The sequence below is a fragment of the Streptomyces sp. NPDC059224 genome (assembly GCF_042754285.1).
Lineage (GTDB): Bacteria > Actinomycetota > Actinomycetes > Streptomycetales > Streptomycetaceae > Streptomyces.
The window spans coordinates 73,600-88,987 of record NZ_JBHZAN010000011.1; the positions used below are offsets into that span (position 1 = coordinate 73,600).

14 protein-coding genes and 2 pseudogenes are annotated in these 15,388 nt (G+C 69.8%); 7 read left to right on the forward strand and 9 right to left on the reverse strand.

Going from position 1 to position 15,388, the window contains the following annotated elements:
• Positions 1-99: 99 nt before the first annotated feature.
• Entirely contained in the window at positions 100-564 is a 465-nt protein-coding gene (locus tag ACFXI4_RS13620) for a cupin domain-containing protein (RefSeq protein WP_384990132.1), read from the reverse strand.
• 664 nt (positions 565-1,228) lie between these two features.
• On the opposite strand from ACFXI4_RS13620, the gene ACFXI4_RS13625 reads away from it, so the two are divergent.
• The 4 genes and pseudogenes from ACFXI4_RS13625 to ACFXI4_RS13640 all read left to right on the forward strand — a co-directional run bounded on the left by ACFXI4_RS13625 (position 1,229) and on the right by ACFXI4_RS13640 (position 5,274).
• Positions 1,229-1,879: a type III effector protein gene (locus tag ACFXI4_RS13625; protein ID WP_384990133.1), complete on the forward strand. Its 651-nt coding sequence runs from the start codon at positions 1,229-1,231 to the stop codon at positions 1,877-1,879.
• Positions 1,880-1,997: 118 nt separating this feature from the next.
• Positions 1,998-3,914, forward strand: coding sequence for a molecular chaperone HtpG (gene htpG / locus ACFXI4_RS13630; protein ID WP_384990134.1), 1,917 nt, complete (start codon positions 1,998-2,000; stop codon positions 3,912-3,914).
• Between the two features lie 58 nt (positions 3,915-3,972).
• Positions 3,973-4,532 (forward strand): annotated as a pseudogene (locus ACFXI4_RS13635) (MBL fold metallo-hydrolase); the annotation flags it as partial.
• Positions 4,533-4,602: 70 nt separating this feature from the next.
• Complete coding sequence (locus tag ACFXI4_RS13640; protein ID WP_384990135.1) at positions 4,603-5,274, forward strand: Type 1 glutamine amidotransferase-like domain-containing protein; 672 nt, start codon at positions 4,603-4,605, stop codon at positions 5,272-5,274.
• Positions 5,275-5,320: 46 nt separating this feature from the next.
• Here the strand turns inward: ACFXI4_RS13640 and ACFXI4_RS13645 are convergent, their stop codons facing one another.
• From ACFXI4_RS13645 to ACFXI4_RS13680, 8 genes are all read right to left on the reverse strand, one after another.
• Entirely contained in the window at positions 5,321-5,602 is a 282-nt protein-coding gene (locus tag ACFXI4_RS13645) for a hypothetical protein (protein ID WP_384990136.1), read from the reverse strand.
• Between the two features lie 355 nt (positions 5,603-5,957).
• Positions 5,958-6,368 carry a cupin domain-containing protein gene (locus ACFXI4_RS13650; RefSeq protein ID WP_384990138.1) on the reverse strand — a complete coding sequence of 137 codons (411 nt, stop codon included), beginning with the start codon at positions 6,366-6,368 and terminating at the stop codon, positions 5,958-5,960.
• Between the two features lie 104 nt (positions 6,369-6,472).
• Positions 6,473-6,952 carry a hypothetical protein gene (locus ACFXI4_RS13655; RefSeq protein WP_384990139.1) on the reverse strand — a complete coding sequence of 160 codons (480 nt, stop codon included), beginning with the start codon at positions 6,950-6,952 and terminating at the stop codon, positions 6,473-6,475.
• 296 nt (positions 6,953-7,248) lie between these two features.
• Positions 7,249-8,835: a GMC family oxidoreductase N-terminal domain-containing protein gene (locus ACFXI4_RS13660; RefSeq protein WP_384990140.1), complete on the reverse strand. Its 1,587-nt coding sequence runs from the start codon at positions 8,833-8,835 to the stop codon at positions 7,249-7,251.
• Positions 8,832-9,488 carry a DUF5987 family protein gene (locus tag ACFXI4_RS13665; RefSeq protein ID WP_384990142.1) on the reverse strand — a complete coding sequence of 219 codons (657 nt, stop codon included), beginning with the start codon at positions 9,486-9,488 and terminating at the stop codon, positions 8,832-8,834. Before ACFXI4_RS13665 ends, ACFXI4_RS13660 begins: the two co-directional genes overlap by 4 nt.
• Before the next feature lie 6 nt (positions 9,489-9,494).
• On the reverse strand, positions 9,495-10,184 hold the full coding sequence (locus tag ACFXI4_RS13670) for a hypothetical protein (protein ID WP_384990144.1): 690 nt from the start codon (positions 10,182-10,184) through the stop codon (positions 9,495-9,497).
• A 291-nt stretch (positions 10,185-10,475) separates the two neighbouring features.
• Positions 10,476-11,870, reverse strand: coding sequence for a hypothetical protein (locus ACFXI4_RS13675; protein WP_384990145.1), 1,395 nt, complete (start codon positions 11,868-11,870; stop codon positions 10,476-10,478).
• The gene (locus ACFXI4_RS13680) at positions 11,867-12,622 is read right to left on the reverse strand and encodes a FadR/GntR family transcriptional regulator (RefSeq protein WP_384990147.1); all 756 of its coding nucleotides are present in this window, start codon (positions 12,620-12,622) and stop codon (positions 11,867-11,869) included. Before ACFXI4_RS13680 ends, ACFXI4_RS13675 begins: the two co-directional genes overlap by 4 nt.
• Before the next feature lie 589 nt (positions 12,623-13,211).
• On the opposite strand from ACFXI4_RS13680, the gene ACFXI4_RS13685 reads away from it, so the two are divergent.
• From ACFXI4_RS13685 to ACFXI4_RS13695, 3 genes and pseudogenes are all read left to right on the forward strand, one after another.
• A complete protein-coding gene (locus tag ACFXI4_RS13685; RefSeq protein ID WP_384990326.1) occupies positions 13,212-14,258 on the forward strand; it encodes a glycoside hydrolase family 19 protein in 1,047 nt (348 codons plus the stop codon).
• A 193-nt stretch (positions 14,259-14,451) separates the two neighbouring features.
• Positions 14,452-14,682, forward strand: a pseudogene (locus ACFXI4_RS13690) (alpha/beta fold hydrolase); the annotation flags it as partial.
• Positions 14,683-14,854: 172 nt separating this feature from the next.
• Positions 14,855-15,229 carry a hypothetical protein gene (locus tag ACFXI4_RS13695; protein WP_362713673.1) on the forward strand — a complete coding sequence of 125 codons (375 nt, stop codon included), beginning with the start codon at positions 14,855-14,857 and terminating at the stop codon, positions 15,227-15,229.
• Positions 15,230-15,388: the final 159 nt, after the last annotated feature.

Genomic DNA, 15,388 nt, shown 5'->3' on the forward strand with positions numbered 1-15,388 from the left:
CGGCACGGTCGCGGTTGCCGCCAGGGCTACGCCATGTGGGGCCGGGCGTCGCCCCGTTGCTCCTCAGCAGCCGCATCGGCGCCCGTCGTCCGCTCCGGACTACGACCCCGGGTCGTCCGACTTGAGGCTGTCCCCGGTGTGGGAGACGAAGACGACCAGGAGCCTCGCCGCCGTGGTCTGGCTGGTGTTCTCGGTCAGGAGGTGATGGGCGCCCGGCTGCTCGACCCAGTTCTGGCCCTGGTGGTAGGTGGTCACCGGTTTGCCGTCGAGCTGACTGCGCACCGTGCCTTCGAGGACGTAGGCGTAGACGAACGCCTGCCCGTGCCGGTGCGGCGCGGCGCGTGCGTCGGGCGGGAGGTCGACGATCGCCGCCGTGAACGTCTTGCCCTTCACCTGCGGAAGAGCCTGCTGCAGCAGCGGTTCGAGGCGATCGGTGGGGCGTGCCGATGCCGCGGCCACCGGTGCTTCCTCAGCCCGTGCACTCGGATCCAGGCCTGCGCAGGCGGTGGCCGTGGCCAGCGTGGCGACTGCCAGCAGGCCACCGGCGATCCGTGGTCCGATCATGATCGGTCTCCTGTCCGGTCTGCGGTGACGTTGATGATCGTTCGCCGAGGGTGTGGCCGACGCGGGCGGACGCGGAGGGTGACCGGCCCACGACCGCGCGGTGACGTCGTTCCCTGCCGCGGGGAAACGGCGGGTCCGCGGGGGGGCTCTCGCGCCGCGGAGACACGACAGCCCTACACGGCAGCGCCCCCGCTCGTGCTCGCGGACATGAACACCTCCGGCGGGTCCCGAGCGTTTCCAGCTTAGGAGCCCCGCCACGGCCCGGCATCGGCAGTAGCTGTGAGCCGGGTCCTCCGCCCGATCGACCTGGCGCGCCGTTCTGACCTGCGACATCGTCCCGTGCCCTTCGGAGGAGCCGTCGTCTCCGTAGCCGTCCGTGGCGCCGGCGAGGGCTACCCGGCCGCGAGCACTACGTCGTGACGGGGGGAGAGCCTCAGCGACATCGCGTATGAGATCGTCCTCCGGCTCAGTGGACAGAGCCGTCCGTCGAGGCGTCGAGAGGCTCGGCGAACTCAGCTCTCGCCAAGGCTGAGACACAGACGCCGTCGCGGTGGCCTGCGGCGACATCGAGTCGACCACCGCTGGCGGCAGGGGCGCTAACATGTCATCCGATGGACGACAGGTGTGATGTCGTCGATGTGACGACCGCCCGAGGAAGGTGACCATGACCGCAGCCGACCAGCCGTCCTCGACCAGCACCGACGGCCACGGCCCGGCTTCCTTTCTTGCCGCCGCCGCGGCCCTCGCCGCCATAGACGACGCGCTGCGCGAGGCACGGCGCGAGAACCATGACTCCGTCGGCCCCGGCCCCGAGCAGGCGCTGGCCTCGCTCATGCTGCTTCGGCAGGTGCGTGAGCAACTCGCCGGCTGGGAGACCGGCCTGATCGAAACCGCCCGCGAGGCGGGCGCCAGTTGGGCCGACCTCGCGCGTCCCCTCGGCGTCGCCAGCCGCCAGGCCGCCGAACGCCGATACCTGCGAGGCCGCCCCGGTACCGCCGGCACCACCGGTGAGCAACGCGTGACGGCCACCCGCCAGGCCAGGGCCGCCGAGCGCGCCGCTGTCACCTGGGCCCGCGCCAACGCCGCCGACCTGCGTCGTCTGGCTGGACAGATCACCGCGCTCGCTCACCTCGCGCCCGAAGCGCGCCCGGTTCAGGACGCTCTGCATGTCGCCCTCGGGGCCACCGATGCCGCCGAACTCCTTGCCCCTCTCTCTGACATGCGCCCCCACCTCAACGCCCACCATGCCGACCTCGTCACACGCCTGGACGCCGTCGACGACCGGATCCGGGAGACGGCAACCGACGATGCCTGATTCCCGTCACGGACGGGTCGGTCCGCCTCCGATCACACCGACGGCGGGAACCGGTTCGCCTCCGCCTGGTCCATTCATCTCCTTCCCTCAGACATGACATTCCACAGAGAGGTCCCACATGAGCAGCAGCGTCGAGACGCTGGAATTCCAGGCCGAGACACGCCAGTTGCTCCGGCTGGTGATTCACTCGATCTACTCCAACAAGGACATCTTCCTTCGCGAGCTGATCTCGAACGCCTCCGACGCACTGGACAAACTGCGGCTGGAATCACTGACCGACTCCAGCCTCGTCGAGGACAGCACCGACCTGCACATCTCGTTGGAGGTCGACAAGGACGCCCGCACACTGACCGTCCGTGACAACGGGATCGGCATGAGCCGGGACGATCTCGTCGACCTGATCGGCACGATCGCCAAGTCGGGCACCGCCGACCTGCTGGAGAAGCTCAAGGAGTCCAAGGACGCCGCCACCGCCGAGAACCTGATCGGGCAGTTCGGCGTCGGCTTCTACTCGGCGTTCATGGTTGCCGACAAGGTCACCCTGCGGACCCGGAGGGCCGGCACCGACTCCGGCACCCAATGGGAGTCCGACGGCGAGGGCGCCTACACCATCCAGGCCGTCGACGGTCTGCCCGTGGGCACCTCGGTCACCCTGCACCTCAAGGCCGCCGACAGCGAGGACGGGCTCGCCGACTATCTGTCCGGGTCGAAGCTCCGTCAGATCGTCAAGCAGTACTCGGACTTCATCCGCTGGCCGATCCGGATGGCCACCGAGCGCACCGACGCCGAGGGCGCGACCACCCACGACGTGGACACCCTCAACTCGATGAAGGCCCTGTGGGCCCGGCCGCGCACCGAGGTGACCGAGGACGAGTACCACGAGTTCTACCAGCAGATCAGTCACGACTGGACGGCCCCGGCCGAGACGATCCACATGCGGGCCGAAGGCACCTTCGAGTACGAGGCGCTGCTGTTCATTCCCTCGCAGGCGCCCTTCGACCTGTATTCCCGCGAGACCAGGCGCGGCGTGCAGCTGTACGTCAAGCGGGTGTTCATCATGGACGACTGCGAAGCGCTCATGCCCCACTACCTGCGCTTCGTCAAGGGAGTCGTGGACGCCCACGACCTGTCGCTGAACGTCTCCCGGGAGATCCTCCAGCACGACCGCCAGATCCGCGGCGTGCGCCGGCGCCTGACGAAGAAGGTCCTCGGTGCCATCAAGGACATGCAGTCCAAGGATGCCGAGCGCTACGCGAACGTGTGGTCACAGTTCGGCCGGGCGCTGAAGGAAGGCCTCATCGAGGACACCGACAACACCGCGACCCTGCTCGAACTGGTGTCGGCCGCCTCGACTCAGGACGCGGAGAAGACCACCACGCTGCGCGAGTACGTCGAGCGCATGAAAGACGGACAGGACGCCATCTACTACCTGACCGGCGAGACCCGCGCGATGGTGGAGAACTCCCCGCACATGGAGGCCTTCGCCGCCAAGGGGTACGAGGTCCTGATCCTCACCGACCCCGTCGACGAGGTGTGGGTGGACCAGGTGCCGGACTTCGAGGGCCATCGCCTGCAGTCCATCGCCAAGGGCCAGGTCGACCTCGACGACTCCGCCGACGGGGACCAGGACGCCGACGCCGACAAGGCCCAGCGCGAGCAGGACTTCGCCGCCCTGCTGCCGTGGCTGACCACCGCCCTGTCCGAGCAGGTCAAGGAGGTTCGCCTGTCGTCACGCCTGACGACCTCGGCGGCATGCATCGTCGGTGACGCTCACGACATGACGCCGACCCTGGAGAAGATGTACCGAGCGATGGGACAGCAACTCCCCACCGTCAAGAGGATCCTGGAACTCAACCCCGCACACCCTCTGATCACCACCCTGCGCACCGCGCACGACGCCAACCCGGCCGACCCCGCCCTCGCTGAGATCGCCGAGCTGATCTACGGCAGCGCGCTGCTCGCCGAAGGGGGCGACCTGCCCGACCCGGCCCGCTTCACCCGGCTGCTCACCGACCGGCTGACCCGCACTCTCTGACCGTGGTGCGGCCGAGCGCGAGGGAGGCGCCCGGCCGCACCAGCCTCTCCTCACCGCCCTCACCACTCCCGGTGGCGCACAGCGCCTGGAGGAGAGCGCCAAGGGCCGGGCCGACTGGGAGTCCGTCGGACCGGACCGGCCCGACGGCGGCACGATCACCGTGACCGGCGTCCCCGCCGTCCACGGCCCCGGCCCGCGTGAGGAGGTCGAGCCGATCACCGGCCAGGTCGTCGGCTCCGTCCTGACCGGAGAGGTTCTGCCGACCGTCTGCGGCAGCGGCGACAACGCCTCCCTCGACGCGGTCAAGGAGATAGCCGAGCGCTTCGGCCCCCCATGGACACCGCCCTCCTGTTCGCCGGAACCCCCCGCTTCCCCGCGCTCTTCGACAACCAGCTGATCATCCTGAGCAGCGCCCAGGCCGCCGAGGCCGCCCAACTCCTCGGCGCCCGCCGCGTGGTCCCCGTCCGCTACGACAGTTGGGCCCACTTCGCCGAAGGCCACGACGAACTGGCGGCCGCGTTCACCGCCGCCGGTCTCGCCGACCGCCTCGCTGGGGCCGGCGAGGCTGACCTTCGCCGCCCGGCCAGACAACAGCTCCTGCGGGAAGTTCGCCGATGAGGCCGATGAGTTCGCGCACTCTCCGGTGTCTTCAACGCGACAGGCAACTCCCGCTCGCGCATGTGGAGGCATGGTGAGGCTCTTGCTCACGTCAGGCGGCGTCACGAACCCGAGCATCCACTCGGCGCTCGTGCAGCTTCTCGGCAAACCGGTCTCGGAGTGCCATGCTCTTTGCATCCCGACAGCTCAGTGGGGGCACCCCATGTGCGGTCCGGCATCGGTGCGGGGCTTCGTAGCCGCCGAGCCCAGGTGGCAGCACATGTCCGGCCTGGGCTGGGCATCGCTCGGCGTCATCGAGCTCACCGCACTGCCCACCATCGGACCGCAGCGATGGATCCCCTGGATCCAGGCGGCCGACGTGCTCCTGGTCGACGGCGGCGACGCCACCTACCTGTGCCACTGGATGCGGGAGTCCGGGCTGGCCGATCTCCTGCCTTCGCTGCCCGACATGGTCTGGGTGGGGGTCAGCGCCGGCAGCATGGTGATGACGCCCAGGATCGGGAAGTACTTCGCCGAGTGGCCGCCGGCGCCGGACGACCGCACCCTGGGAGTCGTCGACTTCTCGATCTTCCCGCACCTGGACGCATGGCCGGGAAACATGCTGGCTGACGCGGAGCGATGGGCGGCCGACATCGGCTGCCCCGCCTACGCCATCGACGAACAGACGGCCATCAAGGTCGTCGACGGAACCGTCGAGGTGATCTCCGAAGGGCATTGGACGAAGTTCGGGCCATCATGCTGACTCACCGGAGTGCTGCTGAGGTCATGCCTCCAGGGACTGGAGAACCTCAGCGGTCGTAGTGGGTCGGCGGAAACGGTTTGCGATCCTTCCGCGGGGCTGGGCTCGACCGCAGTTCGCCTGTGCCGGCCTGGCGGTCGACCTCCGCTGTGGCTTCCTCGTACTGCGCGCCGGCAGACTCCGGCGCGTCCACGGGCAACCCGACATCGCGCCGGTCCTCCTCGGTACGCCGCTCCAGCTCCGTCTCGTCGGGCCGGCGGGGCATGCCGCGTCCGTGGTCGATGTCCGGATCTCCCTCGACCTGCCGGTTGGCCTTGTGGTGATGCACCATGGTCTTCTCCTCGAGGTGAGTACCGGGTGCGGGGGTGCGACCGGGTCTTCCCGCGACGGGTGGGCACCGGATTCAGACTGGCGACCGTGACCGATGTGGCAGGAATCGCCCGTTCTCGCCCCACTTTATATGGCTGACGGCGCACCTTCTCGCTCAGCTGCCTCCTCGCCCGGATCACCCCATCACGGCCACCCTCGCGCGCTGGACAGAGGTCTGGCCCGTCACACCATGGATGGGGATGACGGGCCAGACGTACATCACACTGCGCGAACACCAGCCACGGTCGGCTCCGGTCCGCAAGGCTGTCTCGTACGGCGTCCTGGTCTGCCGGAGGGGGCCGCAATACCGGTGGCCGTCAGGGCTGGGCGACCCGCAGATGCCGTCGTTCGGCCAGTTCCTCCGCGCTGACCACGGTCAGAACCGGAGTGCCAGGAGGCGCGAACATGGTCACCACCATCTGCGACTGCGCGTCCTGAAGGTTGTTGGCGCCCTGGTAGTGGATCACGTCGCCCCCGGGCTCGAAAAGGGCGTCGCCCGCCTTGAGTACCCGGGGCGGCTGTCCCTCCAGCTCGAAGAGGACCTCGCCCTGGGTCACGTAGCCGAAGATCGGTCCGGGGTGCCGGTGCGGGGGCGCACCGGGATCACCGGGCTTCAGGGTGATCCGGACGGTCCTGGCCTCGGCGGCGGCGGGGATCCCGGCCGCCGCGTCCGGCCGGATCGCAATGATTTCAACCCCGGGGGGCAGGTGCGCGTGGTCGGCACTCATGGATTCCTCCCAATGGAAAACGTCATGAGCAAAGACCGGACGGCCTCCCCGTCTGTGACAGACCGACGTGGCGAACCTGTCCGCAGACAGTCCCTTGGCCTTGTTCAGGCGTCCGGGGCACCCTCCGAGTCCGGCTGGAAGGTGCTCGACGCTGCCATGGCGACGAACAGCGGCATCTTGTACAGCGAAGGAGGCTCGCCCGCCAGCCCCAGTCGCTGCCAGGCCAGCCTGGCCGAGATCTTCAGCACCCGGCGCGCGCGCAGCACGAGCAGGCAGGCGAGGGGCAGTTCCACCAGCACAGCCGAAGCGACGCTCTCCCACACGTCGCCTCCGCCCAGGTTCAGGGAGATGTCGAACCAGGCATCGCAGACCAGGAGTGTGGCCGCGACGAACGACATCGGAATCAGAGCCTGCCGTCTCAGCCAGACCGCCGCCCCGGCGCCGACCAGCGAGACGAGCAGCATGATGTCGAAGCCCACCCACACCATGGGCCAGTAACGGGCCTCGAAGCGATGGGGCAGTGAGACGGCCAGGTAGACGGTCCAGGGCACGAGCACACACACGCACAACGCGAATTGCCCCACCGCCCTTCGGTGGCGGCGGCGCAACGTGGAACCGTCCGGTAGGAATGCCCTGATCCTCTGGACCGCCGAGTCGGCGGGGTCGTGCTGCTCGCTCAACGTCGCCTGTCCCTGCTGTCGGCTCCGGGTGGGCCGCTCCCGGGCCGACGCCGTCGATGACCGCACGGTCGCTCGCCTCGCACGGCCGCACACGGGCATCAGGCCGGGCCGGGCCCGGAAACCCGTGGATCGTCCCCTGATAGTACGGTGCGCTCATATTCCGTCGGCAACCGGATGCGGCACCCTGCCCTCCCCCGGTTCTATCGTCCGGGCAGCGGGACACCCCCTGTCATCGTCACTCCGGCCTCGGCGGCGCGGGTCGCGATCCCGGCGGTGGCACGTTCGGCCAGCGCGGCGATGGTCAGGGACGGGTTGACGGTGAGCGAGGCGGGAACAGCCGAGCCGTCCGTGACGAACAGGCCCCGGTATCCTCGGAGTTCGTGCTTGTCGTCGAGGGCACTGGTGGTCGGGTCGTCGCCGATGCGGGCGGACCCGAGCGGGTGGGCCGTGACCGTACCGGCCAGGGCCTCGGTCCACGGACGGACCCGGGACAGACCGTCCTTCTCCAGGATTGCGCGGAGCGCCGTGTCCGCCCGGTCCCATGCCTGGCGGGTTCGCGTGGTGGGGTGGAAGGACATCGTGCCCTGCCCGAGACCGGGTGCCAGGCGGATGAAGCTCCCGGTGGGAGGGACGACTCCGAAGCTGCCTTCGTTGTCGTCCTCGGTCATGGCGAGCAGGGTGAGCCACGACGGCCAACGGGCCCGCATCTGCCGCTTGTCCACGCCGAGCCAGCCTGGTGTGCCGGTCGTCTGGGCGAGGACGTTGGTCAGGGGCGGGAAGTAGATCTGCTGGAGCATGAACCGGCTGTACTCCGGTGCGGACGGATCCAGGTAGTCGTACGTGGCGGAGGTGATCGGCCGGCCGATCGGCAGCCCCTGGTAGACCGTCCCGTCGGGGCGGGAGAGTCCGAGCAGCGACCCTGCCTTGCTCTCGTCGACGTCGGCGACGCTGACGTGGTCGCCGTTGCCGGAGAAGTAGCGGCCGACAGCACCCGGGATACCGCCGAGCAGCGGGGAGGACCGCTGGAGGATCACCGGCGTGCCCACCGCGCCCGCCGCCAGCACCACGACCTTGGCGTGGATGATCCCCACGCTCGCGATGCAGGTGTAGTCGTCGGGGTCGAGGACGGTGTAGGCGACCGCGTAGCGGTAGCCGGACTCCAGGGAGGGGGTGATCAGCTGAACCTCGTGGAGTGGCCGGACGACCGCGCCGTGGGCTTCCGCCGCGGGAAGATAGTTGAGCAGCATGGAGCGCTTGGCGTCGAACGCACAGCCCGACAGCATCCAGTTGCAGTTGGTGCAGGTCGCGGTGTCCACCGCCACCGGAACCGGATTACAGGTGTGCCCGGCCCGCCGGCAGGCGGCCGCCAGCACCCCGCCCGCGTAGGAGACGTCCGACCAGCCGGTGCGGGCGACCGGCAGTGCCTGCTCCACGCGGTCGTACCAGGGGTCGAGCGTGGCACGGCTGATGGACGCCGGCCACATCCGCCGTCCGATGCTGCCGTGGCGTTCGAAGGCGTACGACGGCGCCCGGAGGGAGGCGGCGAAGTAGACGACGCTGCCGCCGCCCACGCAGTTGCCCGCGACCACCGAGACGCCGTCGCCGCGGATGACATCGACGATCTTGTTGTAGGTTCCCAGGCGCATGGAGTGGCTGAACTGCTCCGCACCCCAGCGGGGTCCGCGCTCAAGAACGGTGACGCGTGCTCCGCCCGCGGCCATGTAGTAGGCGGGGATGGCCCCACCGAAGCCGCTGCCGATCACCAGAACGTCCGTGGTCTCGGTCATGCCGGGCTCCCGGAAGGGGTCGTGGCGGGGTGGAGCGCCGCGAGCGCGCGGCCGTAGGAGAAGTCCCCGAACCGCCACAGGCCGTCCGGGTCCGGCTTGGGAAACCTCAGCCAGGTCAGGCCCGGATGGCCCTGGGCCAGCGCGGCGGCCGTGTCGGACTGCCCGGCGGTGTCGAACGCGATGCCGACGATCAGGCTCATCACCTGCCAGACCGGCTCGTCGATGTCGCCCGAACCGAACAGGCCGCTGACCAGGTTGGTCCGATGCGAGAAGGACAGGTCGACGAAGGGCGGCCGGCTCGGTGACAGCCAGATCAGCCGGACCGCCGCATAGGCGACGGCACGGGCGTCGAGGAGGGCCGCGATCTCCGGCAGCAGCGGGGCCAGCGGCAACTGAGGTGAGTTCAGGACGTCGATGACGCCCGCCTGGACGGCGCCCGGACCGGTGACCGCTCCGGCACACACCTGGTCACCCTGGAACCGGTGCTCACCTGGGATGAGGGTGTCGGCGAACGCCCCCAGGGTCTGTGTCGTCCAGCTCTCAAAAGCATGCGCCGCGGCGGCCGCCGGGGTGGCGGTGAGCCCCCCGGTGGCCAGCACGGCGACCGATGCGGTGAGCGCCTTGAGGATCGCTCGTCGGTCGATGGTGGACATGGCCGGTCAGCCGATCAGCGCGCAGCCGAGGTCGTACGGCAGCGCCACCGTCAGACCGGTCTCTCCGGCCTCCTGGCCGTATTCGGACAGCGCGTCGGCGAGGTTGTCGAAGTCCGAGGCGCGCAGGGCGGCGACGGCGTCGCCGACGCCCACCGTCCGGCCGTCGATGCTGAAGTGGGTCAGGCGGGCGCCGGCCCGTCGGGCGGTCTTGTCCCACCAGTACTGGCCGTCCCACGCCACGTACGGTACGGCGCCGTGGGTGGCCTGCACGCTCCAGTGGTCCTTCTGGTAGTAGCGGCAGGTCAGCATGGTGATGGCGAAGCGGGAGGGCTCGGCGACCAGGAAGCGCAGGGCTCCACCGTCGTCGAAAGTGATGTCGCGCTTGCTGTACTCCACGCACAGCGGGTTCGTGAACATCAGCCACAGGGGCGGCTGTTCACCCTCGCCGAAGTCGTGCCAGGTGCACGTGGCCGCGAAGCCCGGCTCGGTGAAGGGCCCGACCGGAGGCGCGTCGGAGGACGTCCGGACCGCGGAGGTGCTCGCGGTCTGCGCCGCACGGACGGCGGTGGCCGATCCCGCGGGTGCGGCGGGTGCGGCGGATGCGTCATGGCTCGGGAGCAGCGCGGCGCAGAACGCGAGGGCCAGCGCGAAGCCGGCCGCGGTCGTACGCAGGTGCACAGGGGAGACAGGGGACACAGGACCTCCTGGACGCGGAAACGGGTGGTGTCGCTCGGGAGAGACCGCCGATGGCGGGTGTCCGGCAGCCCGAGGACGGGGCGCTCTGCTCAGGAGCAGAGGTGGAAGGCGTGAGCCGACCGGGTCACGATGACGACGACCCGTATCCCGGCACGGGCGAAGTGGGGACGGCCGGCTCTTCGCCGGCGCCGGTGGGAACCGGACGTGCCCATGGCCTGCCCCCGCCCAGCCGCGCCCGAGGCGGAGAGCCGGGCGACCACGTGTCCGCCGAGGCGCGGGGATCTCGATGGTTCATCGGTCGCCGACCTCAGCGTGCGCGGAACCCGACAGCCGCCATTCGGCTTCCCGCCGCCATCTGCCCCACCAGCGCTCCAGACTGACCACCGCGTCCGCCCTCTCGCTGTTGCGGCAGACCGCGGCGGAGCCGTCGGGGTCGGTGTAGCCGAGCGTCAGTGTCCGGTCGGGCGGCTGGGTGACCGTCACCTTGATGCGTCGCAGGCCCGCCCTGCCCTCGACCCGCCACTCGGGCAGGCCGAGGTCCGCGCGGAACCGGCCGATGCCCGCCCAGCCCACGGCGGAGCGTTCCGCGCGCCGGGGCCATTCGCGGCCGTTGCGGTGCAGGCGCAGGAAGACCAGGGGCGGCAGCCTGTCGAGTCCGCGTCGCATGGACACCGCGGCAACGATCTCCAGGACGTCACCGCCACCCAGGTCGGCGTGGAGCCAGGCCCAGCGGCGGGCGTTGCCATGGCCGTAGATGCGGGCGTCGGCCCCCGGAACATGGTCCAGTCGCAGCTCACCGGCGCCGTACCGGATGGTTCCGCTGTAGCGGGAGCGGCCGGCGGGGAGCATGTGCGACGCCGGAAGCCAGGGGCGTCGCCAGGACCAGCGGGGAAACGTGTACAGCGGCGGGCCCTCGGGGCTCTCGGTGAGCGCCCAGGTGAACGTGCCCGCGGAGCCCGTGAGTTGCCCGGGTCGGACGCTGATGTCCTCGGTGGTGAAGCCTTCCGGATGCCCCGTCCACGGTACGGGGCCGAAGCGTGCGTGTTCGACGTGGCCGTCCTTGGGGAAGACGGCGATCCAGCCGTGCGCGTACGCGGCGGAACCGTCGGAGGGCGCCACCAGTTCGTGGTGCAGCCAGACCCCGCTGTCGGTGGCCGGATCGGTCAGGGTCGTGTACCAGACCTCGGTCCGCCCCGGTGTGCCGTCCCAGCGCGACGCCAGATGTCTGTCGGCGGAGGACGCGCCGGCGCGCGGGAAGCGGAAGCTCGCGAGGAAGGGCAGCAGGCCGGTGACGAGGGGAAAGCGCAGCGTTCCCTCGCCCACGCGGTCACCGCTCTCGTACAGGGTGTACGGCAGTACGGTCAGCGAGGCGATCGGACGCCTGGGCGACATCGACTTGCGTCCGACCAGAGTGAGGCGGCGGCCTTCCATGGTGAAGGTGATCCGGTAGCGGATCCAGTCGCGCGAACGGGGCGCGGTCTCCAGTTCGCCCACGGCTTCGGTGTCGTCGGCGCGTCCCGCCACGCGTACGCGTGCGGTCACCTGCGCCCGCGTCGTGCGATGAGGCAGCGGCACCATGTCGGAACGGACCAGCAGGTCCAGCCGGACGGCGCGGTCGCGGTCCTCGTCGGCCAGACGCACACGGCCCAGCAGGGTCTCGCTGAACATCGTTCCGCGTGAGGTCACAGGGCACCTTCCCGGCGTCGGCGGGAGCGTGCCAGCCCGTCGAGCATCATGGCTTCCGTTGCCGACAGATAGTCGCCCGCGGCGGTGCGTGCCGCCTCCCGGTCGCCGGCGGCCACGGCCTCGACGACCGGAGCCAGACGGTCACGAGCGGCCCGGGGATCCTCGAAGGGCCCGACCAGCGCTCCGCGCACCGGCAGATAGGCGTTGAACAGGGTGTTGGTCAGCAGGACGTACACCCGGTTGCCCGTCGCCCGGGCCAGCGCACGGTGCACCTCGACATCCGCCAGTTGCACGGGTTCCCCGCCCGCCGCGTCCCCTACGGCCGCCAACAGCAGGCGCAGTTCGGTGACTTGGACTGCCGTGGCACGGGTCGCCGCGCGTTCCGCGATCAACATGCCGACGGAACGGCGGACTTCGAAGATCTCACCGATCCAGTCGGGACTGTGGAGCACCAGCATCGGCAGGAGGTCCGCCCCGCCCAGGCGCAGGAAGTCCCTGACCCGGGTCCCCACTCCGTGGCGCGTCTCCAGGAGCCCGGCGTGCGTCAGTCGCCCGAAGGCGTGCTTGAGGGAGGTGCGGGTGACCCCGAATCCGTCGGCGAGTTCACGTTCGGGAGGCAGATAGCTTCCGGCGGGATGACGCTCGGCGAGGATGTCCTCGCGCAGTCGCTTCTCCAGCGCGTCGACGATCGTCTCGCGTGGCAGTGCCTCCACCTCGGCTCCCGGTGATTGGTGGTTCAGTGGCTGAGCCACTGAACCACCGTCGATGACACGGCGTCAATAACTCTGACCGGGACAGCGACGAGACCGTTGACCGAGGGGCAGCGGGGCTGCGGGGCAGCGGGGCTGCGGGGCTGCGGGGCTGCGGGAGGACCCGAACCCTCCCACAGCCCCGCTCACCGATGCGGGCTGGGCCACCTGGCGCCGTCGGCAGACCTTCACGTACCGGACGTGGGTCCAGCCCTCGTATCTCCCGTGTCCGCGGAGCGTGATGGGCACCTTGGGACCGCGCTTGAAGACGTCCGAGCGACGACCGGCGCCGTCCTGGCCGCAGAAGCGCCCGCCGGCCCAGGACATGGTCGCGCGGGCGCCGTTCGCCGCGATCGTCCGTCCAGGCGGACCCCGCCGAGGGCCACCGGCTGTCCGCCGCGCCGCTTGCGCCGGGCCGCGGCCGGGGAAGCAACCCTTGCTCACGTCCTGGCAAATACCCTCCCCCCGCTCTTGACTGGTCTGGACCAATCAGGCTTTGCTGCTGAAGCCACCACTCACCCCCCTACCTCTGGAGTGGCAGATGAGCACAACCATGCCCAGCAGGCAGCAGAGATCCAGCTATGGCAGGTACATGGCGGTCGTACTGACCGTCCTGGCCTGCCTCCTCAGCGCGTTCACCGTCCTCGGTACCGCGAGCCCGGCGGCCGCGGCGGACTGCGCTGCGGCGTGGAGCTCCGGCTCGGTCTACACCGGCGGCATGACCGCCTCCTACAACGGCCACAACTGGCAGGCCAAGTGGTGGACACAGGGTGAGACACCCGGCGCCGCCGACGTCTGGGCCGACCAAGGAGCCTGCGGTGGCTCCAGTGGCGGAGGCACCGGCGGCAGCTGCAACTACCCCGCATGGGCGGCCGGGCAGTCCTATGCGACCGGTGCCATCGTGCGGTACACCCCCAACGGCCAGTACTACATCGCCACCCACGACAACCCCGGATACGACCCCACCATCAGCACCTGGTACTGGTCCCCCTACACCTGCACCGGAGGCTCCGGCGGAGGCGGCACGGGCGGATTCGTGGTCAGCGAGGCCCAGTTCAACCAGATGTTCCCGAGCCGGAACTCCTTCTACACCTACAGCGGCCTGGTGGCCGCGCTCAGCGCCTACCCCGGCTTCGCCACCACCGGCAGCGCCACCGTGCAGAAGCAGGAGGCCGCGGCGTTCCTGGCCAACGTCGACCACGAGACCGGGGGCCTGGTCTACATCAACGAGGTCGATCAGTCCGGGAACTACTGCGCGAGCGAGCCGTACGGCTGCCCGGCCGGCACGTACTCCTACTACGGACGCGGCCCGATGCAGCTCAGCTGGAACTTCAACTACAAGGCGGCCGGCGACGCCCTCGGCATCGACCTGCTCGACAACCCGGGCCTGGTTGCCTCGGACCCGGCAGTCTCCTGGAAGACCGGCCTCTGGTACTGGAACACGCAGACCGGCCCCGGCACGATGACCGGACACAACGCCATGGTCAACGGCGCGGGCTTCGGCGAGACCATCCGCAGCATCAACGGCAGCATCGAGTGCAACGGCGGCAACACCGCCGAGATGCAGGACCGCGTCAACGACTACGTCTCCTTCACCTCCATCCTCGGCGTCCCGACAGGCTCCAACCTCACCTGCTGAGCGGGGTGGCACCGCACGGCGGCGAAGCTCCTGGCAGATGGGATGCCCAAGAGGAACACTCCCTCCCGCCAGGAGCCTCGCGCACTCGCGAGCCCGGTGACGTCACCCGCCCTGCGGCCGGCATCTTGTCGGCAACCGGGCGGGTGCAGGGCGGTAGTCGATCGGGCCGCCCTTCGATAGCGTACCGACCAGACGGTACGCCTGGTCGCCCGTCCTCGGAATCTCCAGCAGCCACGGCTCCGTCCCCGACATGGCGGCCTCCATCAGCCCGTGGGCCGAGAACACCACCGGAGTGGTCGTCCCCGACGCCGGGCACTTCATCCCCGATGAGCAGCCCGAAGCCGTCGCCGCCGCCATAGCCGGATTCATCGACTGCAGCGGCCGGGGCACCGCCGCCGCCGGTCATCAACGGCGCCTGCAGTGACCCGATCAGTTTCCGTCGCCCGAACGGACCGAGGGCGCAGGGCTTCGGTCATCATGCGTCAGCCCCGAAGACACCGTCCCTGGTTCGCGCGCCCCGGCCTACGGTCCGTGCATGGGACGAGGCCGTGACAACCGGTCTCGTCGCCACCGACATCCAAAGGGGAGGCGCCGTCATGGCGAGCGTGGAAGTGTCACTGAAGGAAATGATGACCGCCGTCGAGGGATCGCTGGGGGCCGCGGTCGTCGACTACACCACCGGCATGGCCCTGGGGACGCTGGGTGGGGGCAAGGGCCTCGACCTGACCATCGCCGCGGCCGGGAACACGGACGTCATCAGGGCCAAGGTACGCACGATGGACGAGCTGGGCCTCAAGAGCCGGATCGAGGACATCCTGATCACACTCGAGAAGCAGTATCACCTCATCCGTCTGATCACCGGCCGCAACGGGAACGGCCTCTTCCTGTATCTGGTTCTCGACAAGGAGCGCTCGAACCTGGCCATGGCCCGTCACCAACTCAGGCGGGTGGAGGAACAGCTCGAGGTCTAGCGCCACTCCAGAACACCGGGCTTCCTGCGCCCACGATGTGAAGACTTCTGCAAGTCACCACATCAGCATGATCCCAAATCATGTCTGCACACGGCCTCGGAAGGCAAGGATCGGCTGTGCAGGGCCGATGCGGCGGCGTCGCGAGGCGCCGCCGCACCC